Annotated in this window: 21 protein-coding genes; 4 read left to right on the forward strand and 17 right to left on the reverse strand. The window is 66.3% G+C overall.

The genetic code is table 11. The features are described from left to right. Window position 1: 1 nt before the first annotated feature. The 4 genes from ACZYZ7_RS20230 to ACZYZ7_RS20245 all read right to left on the reverse strand — a co-directional run bounded on the left by ACZYZ7_RS20230 (window position 2) and on the right by ACZYZ7_RS20245 (window position 3,850). On the reverse strand, window positions 2–781 hold the full coding sequence (locus ACZYZ7_RS20230) for a bestrophin-like domain (protein ID WP_463741623.1): 780 nt from the start codon (window positions 779–781) through the stop codon (window positions 2–4). 37 nt (window positions 782–818) lie between these two features. After that, entirely contained in the window at window positions 819–1,181 is a 363-nt protein-coding gene (locus ACZYZ7_RS20235; protein ID WP_463741624.1) for a heme-binding protein, read from the reverse strand. Window positions 1,182–1,730: 549 nt separating this feature from the next. Further along, window positions 1,731–2,318, reverse strand: coding sequence for an HD domain-containing protein (locus ACZYZ7_RS20240; RefSeq protein WP_463741625.1), 588 nt, complete (start codon window positions 2,316–2,318; stop codon window positions 1,731–1,733). A gap of 74 nt (window positions 2,319–2,392) precedes the next feature. Continuing rightward, window positions 2,393–3,850 carry an FAD-binding oxidoreductase gene (locus ACZYZ7_RS20245; RefSeq protein WP_463741626.1) on the reverse strand — a complete coding sequence of 486 codons (1,458 nt, stop codon included), beginning with the start codon at window positions 3,848–3,850 and terminating at the stop codon, window positions 2,393–2,395. Between the two features lie 177 nt (window positions 3,851–4,027). Here ACZYZ7_RS20245 and ACZYZ7_RS20250 point away from each other — a divergent pair, with 177 nt between their 5' ends. Then, window positions 4,028–4,693 (forward strand): DUF6891 domain-containing protein, encoded by a 666-nt coding sequence (locus tag ACZYZ7_RS20250; protein WP_463741627.1) that lies wholly within the window; start codon window positions 4,028–4,030, stop codon window positions 4,691–4,693. A gap of 90 nt (window positions 4,694–4,783) precedes the next feature. Further along, window positions 4,784–5,272 (forward strand): hypothetical protein, encoded by a 489-nt coding sequence (locus ACZYZ7_RS20255; protein WP_463741628.1) that lies wholly within the window; start codon window positions 4,784–4,786, stop codon window positions 5,270–5,272. Window positions 5,273–5,283: 11 nt separating this feature from the next. On the opposite strand, the gene ACZYZ7_RS20260 is transcribed toward ACZYZ7_RS20255, so the two are convergent. Further along, window positions 5,284–5,763, reverse strand: coding sequence for an SRPBCC family protein (locus tag ACZYZ7_RS20260; RefSeq protein WP_463741629.1), 480 nt, complete (start codon window positions 5,761–5,763; stop codon window positions 5,284–5,286). A gap of 389 nt (window positions 5,764–6,152) precedes the next feature. Then, a complete protein-coding gene (locus ACZYZ7_RS20265; protein ID WP_135453011.1) occupies window positions 6,153–6,581 on the reverse strand; it encodes a hypothetical protein in 429 nt (142 codons plus the stop codon). A 308-nt stretch (window positions 6,582–6,889) separates the two neighbouring features. Between ACZYZ7_RS20265 and ACZYZ7_RS20270 the strand changes: the two genes are divergently transcribed. Then, a complete protein-coding gene (locus ACZYZ7_RS20270; RefSeq protein WP_463741630.1) occupies window positions 6,890–7,198 on the forward strand; it encodes a hypothetical protein in 309 nt (102 codons plus the stop codon). A 695-nt stretch (window positions 7,199–7,893) separates the two neighbouring features. Here the strand turns inward: ACZYZ7_RS20270 and ACZYZ7_RS20275 are convergent. Next, on the reverse strand, window positions 7,894–8,340 hold the full coding sequence (locus ACZYZ7_RS20275; RefSeq protein WP_463741631.1) for a hypothetical protein: 447 nt from the start codon (window positions 8,338–8,340) through the stop codon (window positions 7,894–7,896). Between ACZYZ7_RS20275 and ACZYZ7_RS20280 the strand changes: the two genes are divergently transcribed. Further along, complete coding sequence (locus ACZYZ7_RS20280) at window positions 8,306–9,058, forward strand: hypothetical protein (RefSeq protein WP_463741632.1); 753 nt, start codon at window positions 8,306–8,308, stop codon at window positions 9,056–9,058. The genes ACZYZ7_RS20275 and ACZYZ7_RS20280 overlap by 35 nt on opposite strands. Window positions 9,059–9,169: 111 nt before the next feature. Here the strand turns inward: ACZYZ7_RS20280 and groL are convergent, their stop codons facing one another. The 10 genes from groL to ACZYZ7_RS20330 form a co-directional block, all read right to left on the reverse strand. After that, the gene (groL, locus tag ACZYZ7_RS20285) at window positions 9,170–10,789 is read right to left on the reverse strand and encodes a chaperonin GroEL (RefSeq protein ID WP_135453007.1); all 1,620 of its coding nucleotides are present in this window, start codon (window positions 10,787–10,789) and stop codon (window positions 9,170–9,172) included. A gap of 96 nt (window positions 10,790–10,885) precedes the next feature. Then, window positions 10,886–11,188 carry a co-chaperone GroES gene (gene groES / locus ACZYZ7_RS20290; protein ID WP_036390082.1) on the reverse strand — a complete coding sequence of 101 codons (303 nt, stop codon included), beginning with the start codon at window positions 11,186–11,188 and terminating at the stop codon, window positions 10,886–10,888. A gap of 176 nt (window positions 11,189–11,364) precedes the next feature. Continuing rightward, window positions 11,365–11,805 carry a nuclear transport factor 2 family protein gene (locus ACZYZ7_RS20295; protein ID WP_450070426.1) on the reverse strand — a complete coding sequence of 147 codons (441 nt, stop codon included), beginning with the start codon at window positions 11,803–11,805 and terminating at the stop codon, window positions 11,365–11,367. Further along, on the reverse strand, window positions 11,802–12,824 hold the full coding sequence (gene tsaD / locus ACZYZ7_RS20300) for a tRNA (adenosine(37)-N6)-threonylcarbamoyltransferase complex transferase subunit TsaD (protein ID WP_450070427.1): 1,023 nt from the start codon (window positions 12,822–12,824) through the stop codon (window positions 11,802–11,804). The genes ACZYZ7_RS20295 and tsaD overlap by 4 nt, the downstream gene beginning before the upstream one ends. Beyond that, window positions 12,821–13,282 (reverse strand): ribosomal protein S18-alanine N-acetyltransferase, encoded by a 462-nt coding sequence (gene rimI / locus ACZYZ7_RS20305; protein ID WP_135453004.1) that lies wholly within the window; start codon window positions 13,280–13,282, stop codon window positions 12,821–12,823. Before rimI ends, tsaD begins: the two co-directional genes overlap by 4 nt. Continuing rightward, entirely contained in the window at window positions 13,279–13,917 is a 639-nt protein-coding gene (gene tsaB / locus ACZYZ7_RS20310; protein WP_135453003.1) for a tRNA (adenosine(37)-N6)-threonylcarbamoyltransferase complex dimerization subunit type 1 TsaB, read from the reverse strand. The genes rimI and tsaB overlap by 4 nt, the downstream gene beginning before the upstream one ends. Then, the gene (tsaE, locus tag ACZYZ7_RS20315) at window positions 13,914–14,381 is read right to left on the reverse strand and encodes a tRNA (adenosine(37)-N6)-threonylcarbamoyltransferase complex ATPase subunit type 1 TsaE (RefSeq protein ID WP_450070428.1); all 468 of its coding nucleotides are present in this window, start codon (window positions 14,379–14,381) and stop codon (window positions 13,914–13,916) included. The genes tsaB and tsaE overlap by 4 nt, the downstream gene beginning before the upstream one ends. Continuing rightward, window positions 14,374–15,462 carry an alpha/beta fold hydrolase gene (locus ACZYZ7_RS20320; protein ID WP_450070429.1) on the reverse strand — a complete coding sequence of 363 codons (1,089 nt, stop codon included), beginning with the start codon at window positions 15,460–15,462 and terminating at the stop codon, window positions 14,374–14,376. The genes tsaE and ACZYZ7_RS20320 overlap by 8 nt, the downstream gene beginning before the upstream one ends. Next, window positions 15,459–16,628 carry an alanine racemase gene (alr, locus tag ACZYZ7_RS20325; RefSeq protein ID WP_135453001.1) on the reverse strand — a complete coding sequence of 390 codons (1,170 nt, stop codon included), beginning with the start codon at window positions 16,626–16,628 and terminating at the stop codon, window positions 15,459–15,461. The genes ACZYZ7_RS20320 and alr overlap by 4 nt, the downstream gene beginning before the upstream one ends. Window positions 16,629–16,697: 69 nt before the next feature. Next, window positions 16,698–18,080 (reverse strand): glutamate decarboxylase, encoded by a 1,383-nt coding sequence (locus ACZYZ7_RS20330; RefSeq protein ID WP_135453000.1) that lies wholly within the window; start codon window positions 18,078–18,080, stop codon window positions 16,698–16,700. Between the last annotated feature and the right edge of the window lie 3 nt (window positions 18,081–18,083).

The raw sequence follows: 18,083 nt of genomic DNA on the forward strand, positions 1-18,083 counted from the left end.
CCTACTTTCCTTGATCGACCCCGTCGAAGACCTGCACGGCGTAGTCGAGCAATGTCGGCGTGACGCCGAGCTGCTGCCCGAACGGATGGTCGAGCCAGAAGATGAGGAACAGCAGAAGGCCGAGCAGGATGGCGATCGCGCTCGACAGGATCATGTGACTCACCACATTGCTGAGATGTGTGAAGCCGATGAGCCCGATGAGAAGGACAGCCCCGAACAGCAGGCCGCTCCACAGCAGACCCGGTATCCGGGGCTTCGCGTCGAGGACTCTCGTGTTCCGTTGCGATGTAAGGACATTGAGCTGATCGCGGATCTCGGCGTTGACCGGGTGGGCGGTGGGCGCTTCCTGACCCAGTACCCGGTACATGTCGGTGATCGCCCCTCGCGCCGAATCACTCGCGACATCGCGTTGCCGCGCATCCCACTCGGCCTGTGCGGCGACAGTGTAGGTACGCAGCAGTTCCCGCATTCGCGCCTGCTCAGGCCCCGGCAGGCTCACAGTCTGCCGGTACATCGTCGCCAGCGTCGATGACTCATTGGTGACGTTCTCCTCAGCCGAGGAGAACTGCTCCCACGCGACAACGACCGTGAAACCCAGCAGCGCGCCGTAGACGAGAGCCACGGTGGTCAGAAACGGTGACAGAGTCCCCGTTTGTTTCTCGGCGCCGGACCGGTACACCGTTTTGTTGGCGATCCACACGCTCCCGACAGCCAGCAAGGCTGACGCTGCGAGGACCCCCGCTAGAAACAACCCCAAGCCCGCCAGGCTCAAGCCGCCCATCGCTCACCTCTGCTCTGGGTCGATGGACATCAAACCATCAGGGAGTCGCGGGAAGTCCGCAGCGCTCCCGGAAGTCAGAAGACGGTTGCCTGATGCGGTCGAGATCCCCGCGAACGGCGGGATTGGCATCGAGATAACCGCGAACCTTCTCCCCGATCTGGTCCTTGGGCTGGCCCTTGAGGCTGGTGAAGAAGTCGTTGACGTCGGGGTGGGCGGTCAGATAATTCGAGGTCTCGAAAGAGACGCCGGACATCACGCGCGCCATCTCGGCGGCCGTGCACGGGGGCGGGACAGGTGGATCCGCCGCGGCCGCCGCGGCACTCAGAAGTGTCAGGCCGACGAACACGCCGGCGCCGATCGCTGCGCCGGCGGCGCGGTGTGTGAGACGAGAGGACGACATGTTGGCTCCTTCAGCAAGTTGTCCACGGTTCATGACGTAGTTCCTCAACGCGGTCTGATGCCGCCACCGCCACCCGGACGGCCGGGGCCTCCCGGACCACCAGGACCTCCTGGACCACCGGGCCCGCCGGGGCGGCCCGGATCCCAGATGACATCGAGATCCCATCCGGTATCGCAGTACCAGTCGTTGGCACAGGGATAGGGAACTACCGGTGTGGCTGCCCGTGGCACTCCATCTGCGCCGCGCACGTCGCCCTGCGCACAGACCGTGGCATAGCCCGAACTTGTGCAGTCCGCCCTCGCCGGAGGTGCCATCGTGGTGACGGCTCCGAACGGGAGCATCGCCGGTAGCAGTCCCAAAATCAGGTAGCGCTGTGGTGTTCGCACGCCCGCCCCCTTTTGTCAGTTCGGCCGGGGTCTATGCACGGATGTATATCGCACTACCAGCGACAATGTGGAGTATTGACGCTCATGCCGGGTATTTCGTCGCCACTCTTCTTGACTCGGAAAGCAATTCGAGCGCTCCGTCTCGGGCTTGAAGCGACTTCGCCTAGGCGTCCAACGGATTGGCTCTGATGCGTTCGGCACCATTGTTGGCCACCGACGCAGCAGCGGCGCCACCCGGTTTGCGTCGCGCCTGATCCTCGAAGCAGGCAATGAATTCGCTGCCGAACCCTTGCCTGGGATAGCGCGCGAGTATGTCGGCTCGCGTCGCGGTGGGGAACTCCTCTGGCCGGCGTCCGACGACGTCCCAGCCGGTGGCCACCTGCAAGAGGTGGGACTCGGGATCGACCGCCGCCGAAACGTCGTCGCGCATGTGCAGCACGATGATCTCCGTCGCCCTGGCTGCCCGGTCGGCAGGCCAGCCGGCGGCCACGCCGAACACCCAGGCCAGGTCCCCACCCGCCTCCTCGAACGACACCCGGTGACTGTCGAACGGGCCGGTCAGACCGATGTCGTGCAGCAGTGCCGAGACGTAGTAGAGCTCGTTGTCGAAGGTGATGCCGTGTGCCGCTGCGTACGTCGAACCCCACAGATACGAACGGATGCAGTGATTGAGCAACGCAGGCGAATAGAAGTGCGTTGCGACGGCAAGGGCTGCTGCAGCCGCCGGTGTCTGCGGAACCATCTCGTCCATCGCACCTTCTCTCAAAGAGCTGATGACCAACATAACGCTGCGCGCGCACGATCTGGACGGCTGTCAGTACTCCGTCAAAAGTTCAAGCCCGAGAACATGATCCGACCGGGGTCATACTTCTGCCGGGTGGCGGCCAGCCGGGCGAGGTTGGCGCCGAAATACCGCGAGGCCGGCTGGTTCGCCTCGAGATAGTTCACGTAACCACCCACCGAATACGCCGCCACCGCTTGGTGGGCGGTGTTGAGCCACTGGGCCGCCGCCGCCGGAGAGCCGGAGTTCTCGACGTACCACTGCACCAGTGCGGACTGCCGCCGCCACGGGAAGGCGGTGTCCCCCGGGCCCACGGTGGCGAGGGCGCCGTCGAGCGCGTGCATGATCACCAACGGACGGCCGGCTCCACTGGGAAAGGCGTTGAACGCCGCGGCGATCCCCTGGGCGACAGCCGGGGTGATCGACTGGAAGACATCGGATCCGCCGACATAGCCGAGCGGCGACGGGTTGAGGTTGTTGACGGCCAGGAATTGCACCAGGTCCAAGTAATTGAACGTGTGCTTGTCCACCCCGGTCGGTTGCAGCCCGACCGCTTGGGAGACCGCGGCCGCCACTGCGTCACCTGAGCCTGCCGGGCAGGTCGCAAGGATGCGACAGTGCGCGCCTCCCGGGTCGGTGACCGTGTCCGCCAGCGCCCAACTGTTGCGGTCGGCGGTACGCAGCCAGTTCTGCCAACCGACCAGAACCTGCGCGAATGACTGCAGCGGGAAGTGAAGACTCACCGCATCCACATCGCTGGTCGGGAAGGTGGCGAAGGTCAGCGCCGTCGTCACCCCGAAGTTGCCGCCGCCCCCGCCGCGCAACGCCCAGAACAGATCTGGGTTCTCATTGGCCGAAGCGTTGACCGCCGCGCCGCCGGGTAACACCACCGTCGCCGACACCAATTGATCGGACATCAGGCCCGCATGCCGCGATTGGGCGCCCAACCCGCCTCCCAGAGCGTGTCCGGCAGCGCCGACCGACGGACAGGTACCTGTCGGGATCCCCCGGCCGGCTCCGGCCAGCGTCTGGTGAATCGCATACAGACCGGTGGCAGGGGTCACCGTGACATACCCGGTGCCGGCGTCGTAGTTGATGTCACCGGGCAATTGGCGCAGGTCAAGGACCATGGTGCCGTTCGCCGTCGATGCGCCCACATAGGAGTGCCCACCGCCGCGCGGAGCGACTTTGAGATTGTGATTGGCAGCGAAGGCCATTGCCCTCTGTACGTCCGCCGTCGAACTCGGGGCGACGACCGCCGCAGGAGCCAGGCCGTTGAAGTTGGTGTTGAAAACCGCCTTGGCCGAGGCGAATTGCCCACCGCTGTCCGGCAGTATCACCTGCCCCCTGATGGCGGCAGCCAGATCGCCCCAGCCAGAGGTTGCCGGATCGGCACTGGCCCGGGTCGTTCCGAACACCGCCCCGACGGCCAACGCCCCAGCGGCACCCCGCAGAAACGTCTGACGTGAGATACCACGCGGTGACTCCCGCGGTTCCGTCATGCCCGAATTTTGAGGTACCTGGGGCGAAATCCGCCGCACCGTGCGATGTGTCGAGGTATCGGTCCGATACCGATTCGGCGTCTGCCCCCGGGGCGATGAGATCAGCGCCGTCCAAAGCTACGATCGCCACCGCCGGGTGATCCGCCCGGCTCCGACTGCAGACCTGGAGGCCAGCGCGTGAGCGCACCGTCGAACCCGAACGCGATCCCGACCCAAGCCACGCTCCCGAACCTCCCACTGGACGATGAGGACCGCGCCACCCTCACCTCCGAGATCTGGGGCATGCTGGTCACCGGCAACGACGACGTCGAAGAGTTCCTCGAGATCTACGCCGAGGACTACGAACTCACCGAGGAGCAGCTCACCGACGCCTTCGCCGCTCTGCGCGAGGCGAGACTGCGCCAGCAGACCGAGATCGGCGACTACCAGTCACGGACCCGGGCGGCGTTCGACGAGTTGAACGCCAACGGCGTGATCGCCCGTGCCGACTTCTCCTGCTGCGGTACCTGCGCTTCGGCCGAAATCGGCGACGAGCGCGACGACAGCCGCCACTGGAGCGGCTTCATCTACTTCCACAGCCAGGACACCGACCGCCTGGTCGAGGACGGCTCCACCTACGTCGGCTACGGAGCGTTCGAGCCGGAGAACTTCGACGAGGAGGCGTACAACCGGCTCAGCGATCAGGCGAAGGAGGACCTGTACTTCAGCGACGTGGCCCGGATGCTCGAGGAGGTCGTCTTCCCCATCGTGCGGCGCCACGGCATCGAACCGGAGTGGAACCGCGACCTCGGCACCCGGGTGCTGCTCACCAACGCCGACTGGTACGCCCCGATCGACAGCTGACGATCTGTAACTTCCGTGGCGGACGCGCCGACATATAGTTCAGCGCGTCCGAAGGGGGTAAGCCCGATGCCGAACAATCGCCGCCGTGTGATGGCCGCCGTCGGTGCTGCAGTAGCGGCACTCGTGATTCCGACCGTCCTGAACGTTGCCCCGGCCCAGGCGAACCCGCTGCCTGGCTTTTGCGTGCCGCCCAGTGTTGTCGACAACGTCTGCAGCGCGCGCCTGACGTCGGTGACAGCCGATGTCGTCGACGGGACAATCACCGGGACGCCGGTTGGCGGCGGTGCCGCGATTACCCTTGCGGGACCAGCAGATGCGTACCAGAAATCAACGGGATTCGGCGACACACCGCCAGATGCGGTTCAACAATGGGACACCTCGATCGACAAGGTCAGTGACCTCGACACCTCCCCCTCCGACCCCAATTGGTACGGCAACGCCAAGGCCAGGGTGTTCCTGCCCAGGACCTTGAATGACCTGGCGACCAAGCTTCCCGCCGACGTCCTCGTCGTCCGGTTCACGCCGGACGACGCTCGGCCGGATACGTTCCGGCTGGTGTCGATTCAGCCGACGGCCTAGGGCGAAACGGGCTATGCCCGATCCTGCGCCAGCCCGGCCAGGTGTTTGAGCGAGTTGTCCAGATGCTGCCGGTCGAACGGCGGGAATTCGATGTGTTCGCGAGTGGCCGCCGGCACCGCCGACCAGTCATACGTCAGGGTGACGTCCGTCCGGTCGTCGCCGAGTGGCTTGAGGTCGTAGCGCCAGATCCAGCCGCCGAAGTCGAGGGTGGCGTCGTCCGTGCCTTGGCCCGGCAGCCACGCGATCGCGTGCGGCGGATCGAATACCTCGATCCGGTTGGCCATCTCGTAATGCATGCCCCCGTAGTTGTCGTGGTACATCGCCATCCGGAAGATCTGGCCGGCTTCGGTCAGCCGCTTGCCGTCGAGCGACTCCCGCACCCAACCGGTGCCGTCGATCGCCTGATGGGTGGTCGGGTCGGCCAGCACCGCGAACACGGTTTCGGCCGGCGCGTTGATGGTGCACGCGGTGCTCATGATGTCGTCAGTCATACCCTTACCGACCGACGACGGGTCACAAACTCATCGAGACTGCGCGTGGATCATCGAGCCTGCGCTCAGATCGCTTTGTCGCCGAAAATCGCGATCTCACCGCAGTCTCGGCGCGGTGGGACTATGGGTTGAGCCCGAAAAGCTGTACAGCAGCAGCACCGCGAGAAGCGAAATCACGCAAGCCGCCCACAAGTACCGTGCTCCGTACCGATCCCACGCCCATTGCCAGATTCGGTCCATGGCGCGACGGTAGACGCCATCAGCCCACCAAGTTCGCAGAAAGCGAAAACACCCCCGGCCCAAAAGGACCGGGGATGCTCCACGTGACTACCTCGTGGGCGTGGCCCTGGCGATGCTCGCCGCCTCGGTGCTGCCGGGTATCGGCCGTCCTAGGTGACGACGAAAGACATCTTCACTGAACAGTTCTGGCCGTCGTCCTCGAAATCCGTGATCTCGTGTGGCCGTGTGCTGAGCTGGCCAAACGAGAACTGCTCCTCATAGCTGCCGAGTTGATCATTCGGACCGAAGTCGTCCTGCTCACCCAGATGACCTGTGATCTTGAGGAATTCCCCTTCATTGACCCGGAATTCGGCTCTGGTGTTGAGAACGAATTCGGTGCCCTGACTGATCTCCAGGGCGTTGTCGCCGTTGTGGTCGAACAGAGTGACCGCGCCTAGCGTCACGATCTCCCCGATGTCGGGGTTGAACATATTGTGTGAGACATCAAATCGACCGAAGATCTCAAGGGCGTTCCCTGGATCGGATCCGTTATGCACATTCCTGATGCTGTGCAGCGTCACGATGACGTTCTTGGACATTTCGCGCTCCCAACGTTGCCGGTTGTACCTCGACTGGTTTTAGGCAGGTCGGTGAGCGGCCGAAGCATCCGCTAACTCATCCTCTTCACCCGTTCCGTGACCCCCACAGCAACTATTGAGCTTTCTCCAAGAATTGGCGTGAGTAGTCCGCTACCTGAATTCCCAAGGGCTGTACTCCAACCAGGAGTCGATCGACATCCAACCAAGCAAGCGTTCTGCATCGTTGCGAATCACGTTCACCCGCAGCGCGTCCCAATGCTCCGACGGAGGGCTAGCCACGGGGCGCACGTCCACAAAGCCAAAACGGCGTGAAGCCGTTGCCGCTCAGCCAAACCCACCTGCATCCGGTTGAACGAAGCCGACAGCGCACCGAGGTCGACGTCCTGGACCACGGGCAGCTGTCACCGGCGACGGCGGTCCGCACCGGCCGTATCGCTCCCTCCACGAAACTGTGCATATTGATCACCCCGATGGCAGCGCCGTACGCGGCACCGACGATCGCGTACTGGACCAGTCGCCAGCCGGTCGCCCCGGCGATCCCACCGACAACGACCCCGAGCAGAGGTGCCCACATCACATCGGTCGCGAGCGTTCAGATCGTGGCCTTCCGCGCGTAGGTGGAAGGTGGCGCCGAGTGACCCGGGCGTCGATGCCTGGCTACCTTTCGCTGCGGCGGCTTCAGCTGTGGCCGGCGCCGAGCACAACGTAGCCAGCTGTGCGCCCGAGTCGACTTTTCCTTGTCATTACCCAGCGATCCGAGCGCCGCGAGACCAAGGACACCGAGAGCCACACACCGACTGCCTTCCCGGCACCTCGCTTCCTCGAAGCGGGCGGAGGCGGGCGCCAACTCGCCCGCGCGGCGCTTGGTTGTTTTCGCAAATTTCGAACCGAAAATGGCCCTATCCGGGTCTTGACAAAATCTGTCCCCCATCAGGATATTGAGCACAGCTGTTAGTTACGTCACGCTCGATCCTCGTGTCAGTGGCAAACACAATGCTCCGCTGCGAGGAGATGCCATGGCCACACGTATTCACCAACTAGCAGGCGTGTGCCTATTGACGACCGGACTCCTGATGAGCTGCATGAGCGGGGCGATTGCATCCGCGGATTCCGAGAACAATGCCAAGTCGGATTCGAGTCCGGGCACCAATAGCTCCACCAGTGAGGGCGGTAGGACCTCGATCCTGTCGACCACCTCGACAGCGAAGACCGGTACTTCTGCAGATGATCCGGTGGCCGCCGCAGAACGTGCCCTCAAGAACACGGGAGTTTCAGGGGCCGGCGCCGACAAACCCACTTCGACCGTCTCCGCTCAGACGAACACATCCTCGGGCACCGCGGAAGCGGCGAGCACCGCGGGCACCGCAGGCACCGCAGGCACCGCAGGCACCGCAGGCACCGCGAGCACCGCAGGCACTGCAGGCACCGCGGACGCCAAACTGCCGGCGTCACCCGAAACGTCCCGCACGGCCGCAGCCGAACCGACAGCGGCGGTAGCCGTGATTGCGGATCCGTCCCCCACGGCCGGCTCGCAGATCCAGACTCCTTTAGTAGACGAGATCCTGGCCGGCACCGACGCCCCGAGCGAATCTGCCGCCAACTCGACCGCCAACTCGGCTGCCTCCGATGCGACAACGAGCAGTACGGACACCGCCGAATCTGCGCACCCGCTGGCTTCGACTTCCGCAGCGACTACCTCAGCGACTTCCTCGGCGACTTCTTCAGTGACCGCCTCGGCGACAGCCACGGCAGAGGACACGTCGACACCATCCGTCGGGACCACCAGCACCGCGGCCCCAGCCGCGACGTCGCCGGAGGCTCCCGTCGCGGCACCGACGTTCCGAGAGGCCGTTGTCTACTTCCTGCGGGTACTGGCATCGGCCAGAGATTTCGTCGACGCGATCATGCACCTTCCGGCGGAAATCCGTGCTGCGCTTGGCATTCCGTGGAATACACCAAGTGTCGGCGATTACCACGCACTGATGTCCACCCCAAACGTCGCGCTCTTGAACCTGTTGGTGGTCTCACTCTCACAGGCTGCTTCGGGTCCCGGCAGCAGCCCCCTTGCGGTCCATGGCAGCGGTATCGAGGCGGACGGGGGGATCACACTGCTGACCGCACAGCGGCAGCAACTGGAGCCTGCACCACTCGCGGCTCCTGCGCCCCCGCACCGCTCGGCGCCCACGGTTATCAAGGACACCGTCGCGGCGATTGTGGTGGCGCTGTCGCTATGGTCGATCTTCTATGCGGCATTGCCCGGCCTCGGCGGTTTACTCTCCTTCGGGGCAGCCGGCGTACGGATCGGTTACCGTCAAGCCAACGCCGGGCTCGCCTTGCACACAACTGAAGTGGCACGTTTCCTTCGACCCGGTCCGATCGGTGTCGTACGTACCGGCTCACTCGTTTCCATTCACTCACGCACTACACCTCCCTCCGGCCGCACGACCCAACGGCGTCACCTCAAACCCGCCGCCTAGCGGTGCGGAGGCGGCTCGCATTCGGTCTGACGGGCTAGCCGCGTCGTCCCACCTACAGCGAGACGAAAACACCCCCGGCCCAATAGGACCGGGGGTGTTCCACGTGACTACCTAGTGAGCGTGGCCGTGATGGCCGTGCCCGTGATCTTCTTCCTCGGCAGGCTTGTCCACGACGGCCGTCTCGGTCGTCAGGATCATGCGTGCCACGGATGCGGCGTTGAGCACCGCGGAGCGGGTCACCTTGACCGGATCCACGATGCCCTCGGCGACCAGGTCACCGTAGGTCAGGGTGGCGGCGTTGAAGCCATGCCCGTTGGACTGCTCGCTGACCTTGTTCACCACGACCGAGCCGTCCAGGCCGGCGTTGGTGGCGATCCAGTACAGCGGGGCCGACAGCGCGGAGGAGAACACGTCGACGCCGAGGGCCTCGTCGCCCTTGAGCTCGCCGCGCAGCTTGTCGAGAGCCGAACGAGCCTGCACGAGTGCGGCGCCACCACCGGTGACGATGCCCTCCTCGACGGCAGCCTTGGCCGCCGCGACGGCGTCCTCGACTGCTTCCTTGCGCTTCTTCAGGTCGGTCTCGGTGGCCGCGCCGACCTTGATCACCGCGACACCGCCGGACAGCTTGGCCAGCCGCTCCTGCAGCTTCTCCCGATCCCAGTCGGAATCGGTGGTCTCGATCTCGGCTTTGAGCTGCTTGACCCGGTCGGCGACCGCCTCGGCGGAACCGCCACCGTCGACGATCACGGTGCTGTCCTTGGACACCACCACGCGGCGGGCAGAGCCCAGCACGTCCAGGCCGGCCTCACGCAGCACGAGGCCCACGTCGGGGTTGATGACCTGGCCACCGGTGACGATCGCGAGATCGTCCAGGAACGCCTTGCGACGATCGCCGAAGAACGGCGCCTTGACGGCGACGGCCTTGAGCGTCTTACGGATGGCGTTGACGACCAGTGTGGACAGGGCCTCGCCCTCGACGTCTTCGGCGATGATCAGCAGCGGCTTGCCGGCCTCGGCGACCTTCTCCAGCAGCGGCAGCAGGTCGGGCAGCGAGCTGACCTTGTCGCGGTGCAGCAGCACCACGGCATCCTCGAGCACCGCTTCCTGGGCGTCGAAGTCGTTGACGAAGTAGGCCGAGATGAAGCCCTTGTCGAAGCCGACGCCCTCGGTGACCTCGAGCTCGGTGTTCAGCGTCGAGGACTCCTCGATGGTGACCACACCGTCGTGACCGACCTTGGTCATGGCCTCGCCGACCAGCTCACCGATCTGCTCGTCGCGCGAGGACACCGTGGCGACCTGGGCGATGGCGGTCTTGTCCGACACCGGGGTGGCGGCGGCCAGCAGGGCCTCGGACACCGCGTCGGCGGCCTTGCCGATACCCAGGCCCAGCTCGATCGGGTTGGCACCGGCGGCCACGTTGCGCAGGCCGGCCTTGACCAGGGCCTGTGCCAGCACGGTGGCGGTGGTGGTGCCGTCGCCTGCGACGTCGTTGGTCTTGGTGGCCACCGACTTCACCAGCTGGGCGCCGAGGTTCTCGAACGGATCTTCCAGGTCGATCTCCCGGGCGATCGTGACACCGTCGTTGGTGACCTGCGGGCCACCGAAGGCCTTGGCCAGCACCACGTTCCGACCGCGCGGACCCAGCGTCACCTTGACCGCATCGGCGAGCTTGTCGACGCCGGCCTCCATGGCCCGGCGCGCAGTCTCGTTGAACTCAATCTGCTTGCTCATAAGTCTCTTTCATGACTCCTAACGCATACCGCCCCGGAAACCGCCCGTGCTGAACACGGGGATCTCCGGGGCGGTTACACGAGGTCCTTTACGGAACTACTTTGCAACGACAGCCAGCACGTCGCGTGCCGACAGGATCAGGTACTCCTCGCCGTTGTACTTGATCTCGGTGCCGCCGTACTTGCTGTAGATGACGGTGTCGCCCTCGGCAACGTCCAGGGGGATCCGCTTCTCGCCATCCTCATCCCAGCGGCCGGGGCCAACTGCGACGACGGTGCCTTCCTGCGGCTTTTCCTTGGCGGTGTCCGGGATGACCAGACCGGAAGCGGTCGTGGTCTCGGCCGCGTTGGCCTGAACGAGGATCTTGTCCTCGAGTGGCTTGATGTTGACTGCCACGATGGAAGCCCTCCACTTTTCGGGGTGTGGATCCGGGGGGATCCCCAGATGCCGGTTACCAGGTGTTCGGCAAGCGTCCGTGCCCTTGCTCCGTCGTCGCGGGTGCCGGCGCTGGGTTAGGCCGCATGCCACCTAGCACTCTATACATGCGAGTGCTAGCACTCAAGGGTGGCCTCTGATTACCGGCTGAAAGCGCTCGGATCCATCATGAGGTGGTCAGACACATTCCCGACCATCTCGACGTCGACTTTGCGCTCGATGAAATACCAGCCGTTTTCGTCACGGGCGAACACGTCGGCGTAGCGGCCGACCACGATCGGTTGCAGCGGCACGGTGTCGGTGTTCTGCACGACGCAGAACGTCGAGCGAGCGGCTGCGCGCTCGCCGTCGATGTCGACGATCGGGTTGAGCACCAAATGCCTGGTCCGCGGGGTGTTGCCGTGGTCCGGAAAGCGCCGGGTGCTGGCGGCGAACAACTTGGCGATGGCCGGCGCACCCGCAACCCCCATGAACTCGCCGCGGCCGAGCAGCTCCCCGACCCCGTCGAAGTCGCCGGCGTCGATCAGCTCGGCATAGCGGTACAGCAGCTCGGTGACCTCAAGCTTGTCAGCGACGCTCATGCCACCTGCCCCTTCACCACCGGCAGCCCCGGATCGCTGGCCACATCCAGCGGCGACGGCGCCGCGCCGGCCGCGATCAGGTGCGCGGCGAACGAGGCGATCATCGCGCCGTTGTCGGTGCACAACCGTGGCCGCGGTACCCGCAGCGTCAGGCCGGCCGCCGCACAGCGTTCCTCGGCGAGTTCACGGAGCCGCGAGTTGGCCGCCACCCCGCCCGCGATCAGCAGGGTGGACACTCCGAGGTCGGTGGCCGCACGCACGGCTTTGGCGGTCAGCACGTCGGCGACCGCCTCCTGGAAACCGGCCGCCACGTTGGCCTGCGAGGCATCCGGGTGGGCCTCGACGTAGCGGGCCACCGCGGTCTTGAGGCCGGAGAAGCTGAACACGTACGGGTCGTCCCGCGGTCCGGTCATCCCCCGGGGGAACACGATGGCGTCACGGTCCCCGGTGCGGGCCAGCTCATCGAGCACCCGCCCGCCCGGATAGCCCAGCCCGAGCAGCCGGGCCACCTTGTCGTAGGCCTCCCCGGCGGCGTCGTCGACGGTGCTGCCCAGCTCGATGATCGGCTCCCCCAGCGACCGGACGTGCAGCAGGTGGGTGTGCCCACCCGAGACGAGCAGGCCCACGCTCTCGGGCAGCGGCCCGTGGTCGTACACGTCGGCGGCCAGGTGTCCGCCAAGGTGGTTGACCCCGTAGAACGGGACGTTCCAGCCGGCCGCGTACGCCTTGGCGGCGGCCACCCCGACCAGCAAGGCTCCGGCCAGCCCGGGCCCGATGGTCGCGGCGACGACGTCGGGCCGCTCGATGCCGGCGACGTCGAGAGCCCGGCGCATGGTCGGCCCCAATGCCTCCAGGTGCGCGCGCGAGGCGATCTCGGGAACGACGCCACCGTAGCGGGCGTGCTCGTCGACGCTGGAGGCGACTTCGTCGGCGAGCAGCCGTACGGTCCCGTCCTGCGCCAGGTCGGCGATGCCGACTCCGGTTTCGTCACAAGAACTTTCGATGGCCAGGATGATCACGTCGGGTCCCCCTGGGGAAGGCGTTGCATGGTGTAGGCGTCGGCCCCGCTGACGCGGTAATACCGCTTGCGTAGGCCGATGTTGACGAATCCGGCGCTCTCATACAGCGCGATGGCCGCTTCGTTGTCGGTGCGCACTTCCAGGAAAACCGTGCCGCCCGAGGCGAAGTCGAGCAGATCGTGGAGCAGCCGCCGCCCGATCCCCTGCCCCTGGAAGTCGGGGTCGACGCCGATGGTGTGGATCTCGTACTCGTACGGGCGCATTCGGCCCAGTCGGGAGATACCGGCATAGCCGACCAGCTGCCCGTCGCTGCGGGCCGCGATGTAGCGATTGTGCTTGGCATCGAGTTCGGCCAGGAACGCCCGGGCCGGCCAGGGATCGTCACCGACGAACAGCTTGGCCTCCAGCTCCGCGCACCGCGTGGCATCGGCACTGGTCAGCGCGTCGAATACGGTCATTTCCGCACCGCCACAGAGGGTTTGGCGTCCGGCCTGCGCAGATACAGCGGAACCAGCGGCTGCGGGTCATCCCAATCGGTGACGGCGCGCACCAGGCCCGCAGGCGTCGGATACACCACGTCGAGCCGGGGCAGGGTGAACATTGCGGCGTGCTCGGGTGATCCGGCCACGGTGGCCACTGAGCTCTGCAGTACGGCCGCGACATCGCCGGGCGCGTTGACGGCGGGGCCGTCGACCCGGACCCCGTCGCGGTAGTGCGCCCAGTACACCTCACGCCGCCGCGCATCGGTGACCACCAATACGTCGCCGTCGGTGTGGATTCCGATGGCGTCCAGGCTGCACACCCCGTGCACCGGGACGCCGAGCGCATGACCGAATGCCGCGGCGCTGGCCATCCCCACCCGCAGCCCGGTGAACGGGCCGGGTCCGCACCCGACGACGACGGCGTCGAGATCGGCAACCGTGATCCCGGCATCGGACACGGCGCCCAGCACGTTCGGCGTGAGCTGTTCGGCGTGGGCGCGGGCGTCCACGGTCACACGTTCGGCAAGGGCCTCCACCGTGCCGTCCTCGGCGCGACGGACCACGCCGGCGCTGACCGCCGGGGTCGCGGTGTCGATGGTCAACACGTTCATGGGGCGCTCCACTGCCAGATCACCGTGCGCGTCTCGGTTTCGGTGTCCCGCTCGATCCGGATGTCCAGGTGATGTTCGGAAAGACGTTCAGCCAGACCCTCGCCCCATTCGACGACCACCACGGCGTCGTCCAGGTCCGTGTCGAGGTCGAGTGCGTCGAGTTCCCCCAGCAGGTCGACGCCGGGGTGGTCGAGCAAGCGGTACATGTCCACGTGCACCATCGCCGGACGGCCGGGCTGACGGGCGCGATGCACGCGGGCCAGCACGAACGTCGGCGAGACCACCGGCCCGTCCACATCCATGGCCTGCGCGATGCCCTTGGCCATCACCGTCTTGCCCGCACCCAGCGGGCCCGACAACACCACCACGTCACCGGCCTTGAGCCCCGCGCCCAGCGTCGCGCCCAGGGCAATCGTGTCCTCGGCGGTGGTCAGCTGGGCTGTGCCGGCACTGCGCTCAGCCACGGAACCGGACCCGGTCGCGGACCCGGCGGGTCAGGGTGACCAGTTTGGAGGGCGTGGCCCGCTCCACCAGACGGACCAGTGCGTCGTCGATCACCACGGGCTCCTCAAGCTGGACCAGATGACCCGCTCCCCCGACGATCACCAGTTCGGAGCGGGGTAGCTGTGCGGCCATGGCCTTTGAGTATTCCATTGGGGTGAGCAGGTCACGGTCACCGCAGGCGATCAGTGTCGGCACTTTCGCCAGCACCTGCAGGGCCCCGGCCTCGTCGTGGACCTCGAGGGCATGCAGGAACTCGACCAGCGTGGTGATCGAGGTGCCGTGCATCATCCGCTGGGAGAACTCGACCACGCTGGGGCTGACCGCCTCGTCGCCGTAGGACGCCGCGCGCAGAACCGGCCCGATCACCGACCGGGCCGCACCGCGGGTGCGGTGCACCGCGCCGGGGGCATAGCGGGCCACGAACCGCACCGCCTCCAGGGCCGGGTTACGCAGAATCTCCCCCAACGGCGAGCGGGACACACCTTCGACCGCCGAAGAGATCACCGCGGCGCCGACGATCTGTTTTGGATAGCGGTGCGGGAACTGCCGCGCATGCGACAACACCGTCATGCCACCCATCGAATGACCGACCAGAACCGCGGGTCCGCGTGGAACCGTCACGGCCAGAACGGCTTCCAGATCACGCCCGAGTTGCTCAACGGTGTAGGTGTCCGGTGACGCGGCCCCGGACTGACCGTGGCCCCGCTGGTCGTAGAACACCATCCGCACCTGCGGACCCCACTGTTCGGCCAGCCGGGTGCGCTGAAAGTAGAAGGCCCCCATGCGCAGGCAGAAACCATGAGCGAATACCACCGTCAGCGGTGCGTCGTTGGGGCCGACTTCGCGTACCGCCAGCGGCACCCCGTCGTCGGTCGTCACCACGGAGCTGCGGTCAGCATCGAGGCGTTCGAAATCCTCGCCCAGGTAGGGATCCTCGCCGGCTCTGCGCCGGGTCAGCGACCGCGCCACCGATCTGCCCGCGACCGTACCCACAGCGGTCAGCCCGGCGGCGCCGGCCAGCCACTGCGCATTGCGGCTCAACGCGCGCGACCCGCCTGCAGATACGTGCGGGTGATCCGGCCGCGCGGGCTGGTCACCACCTCATAGTTGATGGTGCCCAGCAGTTCGGCCCAGTCCTGGGCGGTCTGTTCCCCCTGCGTACCGGGGCCGAACAGGATCGCGTCATCGCCTTCGGTGACGTCGGTGGCGCCCGGGCCGAGGTCGACGACGAACTGGTCCATACAGATCCGCCCGACGGCCGGGCAGCGCCGGCCATTGATCAGCACCTCGATCTTCCCGCTCAACGAGCGGAAGATGCCGTCGGCGTAGCCCACCGGCAGCAGGGCCAGGGTGGTGTCCCGGTCGGCGATCCATCGGTGACCGTAGGACACTCCGTCGCCGGCATGCACCGAACGCACCAGCGCGACAGGGCATTTCAATGTCATAGCAGGAATCAGCCCCATGTCGCCACGCTCCGGGATGGGGCTCAGTCCGTAGACCGCGATCCCGGGCCGCACCATGTCGAACGCCAGGTCCGGACGGGTCATCGCCGCCGGCGAATTGGCCAGGTGGGCCAGCTCGAACACCACACCTTGGGCCGCGGCCTGCTCCCGCATCGTGGTGAGCCGCTTGGCCTGCAGATCATTGAACGGATTGTCGGGCTCGTCGCCGTGCACCAGGTGACTCATGATGCCGCGCACCTGGATCGCCCCGGCGGCCTGGGCACGGCCCAGCCCGGCGATCACCTCGGGGAAATCAGCCGGGCTGACACCGTTTCGGCTCAGGCCGGTGTCGACCTTCACCGTGACGGTCGCCGTTCGCCCGGTCTGATGCACGGCCGCCACCACATCGTCGATCTGGCGTACCGAGGACACCGCGATCTGCACATCCGCCTCGAGCGCGGGGGCGAAGTCGGTACCCGGCGGGTGCAGCCAGCACAGCACCGGAGCGGTGATCCCGCCGGCCCGCAGTGCCAACGCCTCGGCGATCGTCACCACCCCGAGTTCGGCGGCCCCGGCCGCCAGGGCGGCCCGGCCCACCTCGACGGCACCGTGCCCGTAGCCGTCGGCCTTGACCACAGCCATCACCCGGGCGCTGCCGGCGTGTTCACGCAGCAGGCGGACGTTGTGGTCGATCGCGGCGAGGTCCACAACTGCCTGCGGGGATGCGTGCGGGGTCAGCGATGTCTGGAGTTCAGTCGTCTGCATGTCATATCACCGCCGACCATTGTCCCAGAGGCACTCATCGGGGCAGATCAGCGGACCGATAGGCCCCGTTTAGTGCGCAAACGGCTGCAGGTCGTTGAATGCTCCGCTCGGCTTCAGCTTGTCGAGTCGCTGAAGCACCGTGATCATGTCGTCCTTGAGCGCCCGGGCCAGGTCCGCGGAGAACCCCTCACGCACCACGACCCGCAGCACCACGACGTCGGTGGCCCCCTCGGGCATGGTGTAGGCCGGCACCTGCCAGCCGAAGGAGCGCAATCCCTCGGACACGTCGAACTCGGTGTAGCCCGGTTTGCCTTTGAGGCGGAAGCTGACGACGGGGATGGCCGATCCATCGGTGATCAGCTCGAAGTGCTCACTGTCACGCAGTTCGTCCCCCAGCCAGCGCGCCGTCTGCGACAGGCATTGCATCACCTGGGTGTATCCGGCCCGGCCGAGCCGAAGGAAGTTGTAGTACTGGCCCACCACCTGATTGCCGGGCCGCGAGAAGTTGAGGGTGAACGTCGGCATGTCGCCGCCGAGGTAGTTGACCCGGAACACCAGGTCCTCCGGCAGGTACTCCTTGCTGCGCCACACCACGAAGCCGATGCCCGGGTAGGTCAGCCCGTACTTGTGGCCGCTGACGTTGATCGACACCACGCGCGGCAACCGGAAATCCCACTCCAGGTCGGGGTGCAGGAACGGGACGACGAATCCGCCGCTCGCGGCGTCGACGTGGACGGGGATGTCCAGGCCCTTGTCTTGAGCGAGCTGGTCCAGCGCCGCGCAGATCTCCGCGATCGGCTCCAACTCCCCGGTGTAAGTGGTGCCCAGGATCCCGATGACGCCGATGGTGTCCTCGTCGACCGCGTCGAGCACCTGCTCCGGGGTGATCACGTAGCGCCCCTCCTCCATCGGCAGGTAGCGAGGCTCGACGTCGAAGTAGCGGCAGAACTTCTCCCACACCACCTGGACATTGGAGCCCATCACCAGGTTCGGGGTGCGCCCCTTCCAATCCTTACCGACCTTCTCGCGCCACCGCCATTTCATGGCCAGGCCGCCCAGCATCACCGCCTCGCTGGAGCCGATGGTGGAGACGCCGCACGCGGCCGACGAATCCTCGTCGCTCAGGTCTTCGGCGTGGAACAGTTCGGCGACCATGCTCACGCAGCGCGCTTCGATCGCGGCGGTGGCCGGGTACTCGTCCTTGTCGATCATGTTCTTGTCGAACGTCTCGGCCATGAGCTTCTCGGCCTCGGGGTCCATCCAGGTCGTGACGAACGTCGCGAGGTTCAACCGGGAGCTGCCGTCGAGCATCAGCTCGTCGTGGATGAAGCGGTACGCCGCACCGGGTTCCATCGCGTCATCGGGCAGACGCAACGACGGAACCGGGGCCATCGCCAACCTGCCGGTATACGCCGGTGAGATGTGCGGGGTGCGAGGGTGCTTGTGCGGCATGGA

Source organism: Mycobacterium sp. IDUB_17 (assembly GCF_055419465.1).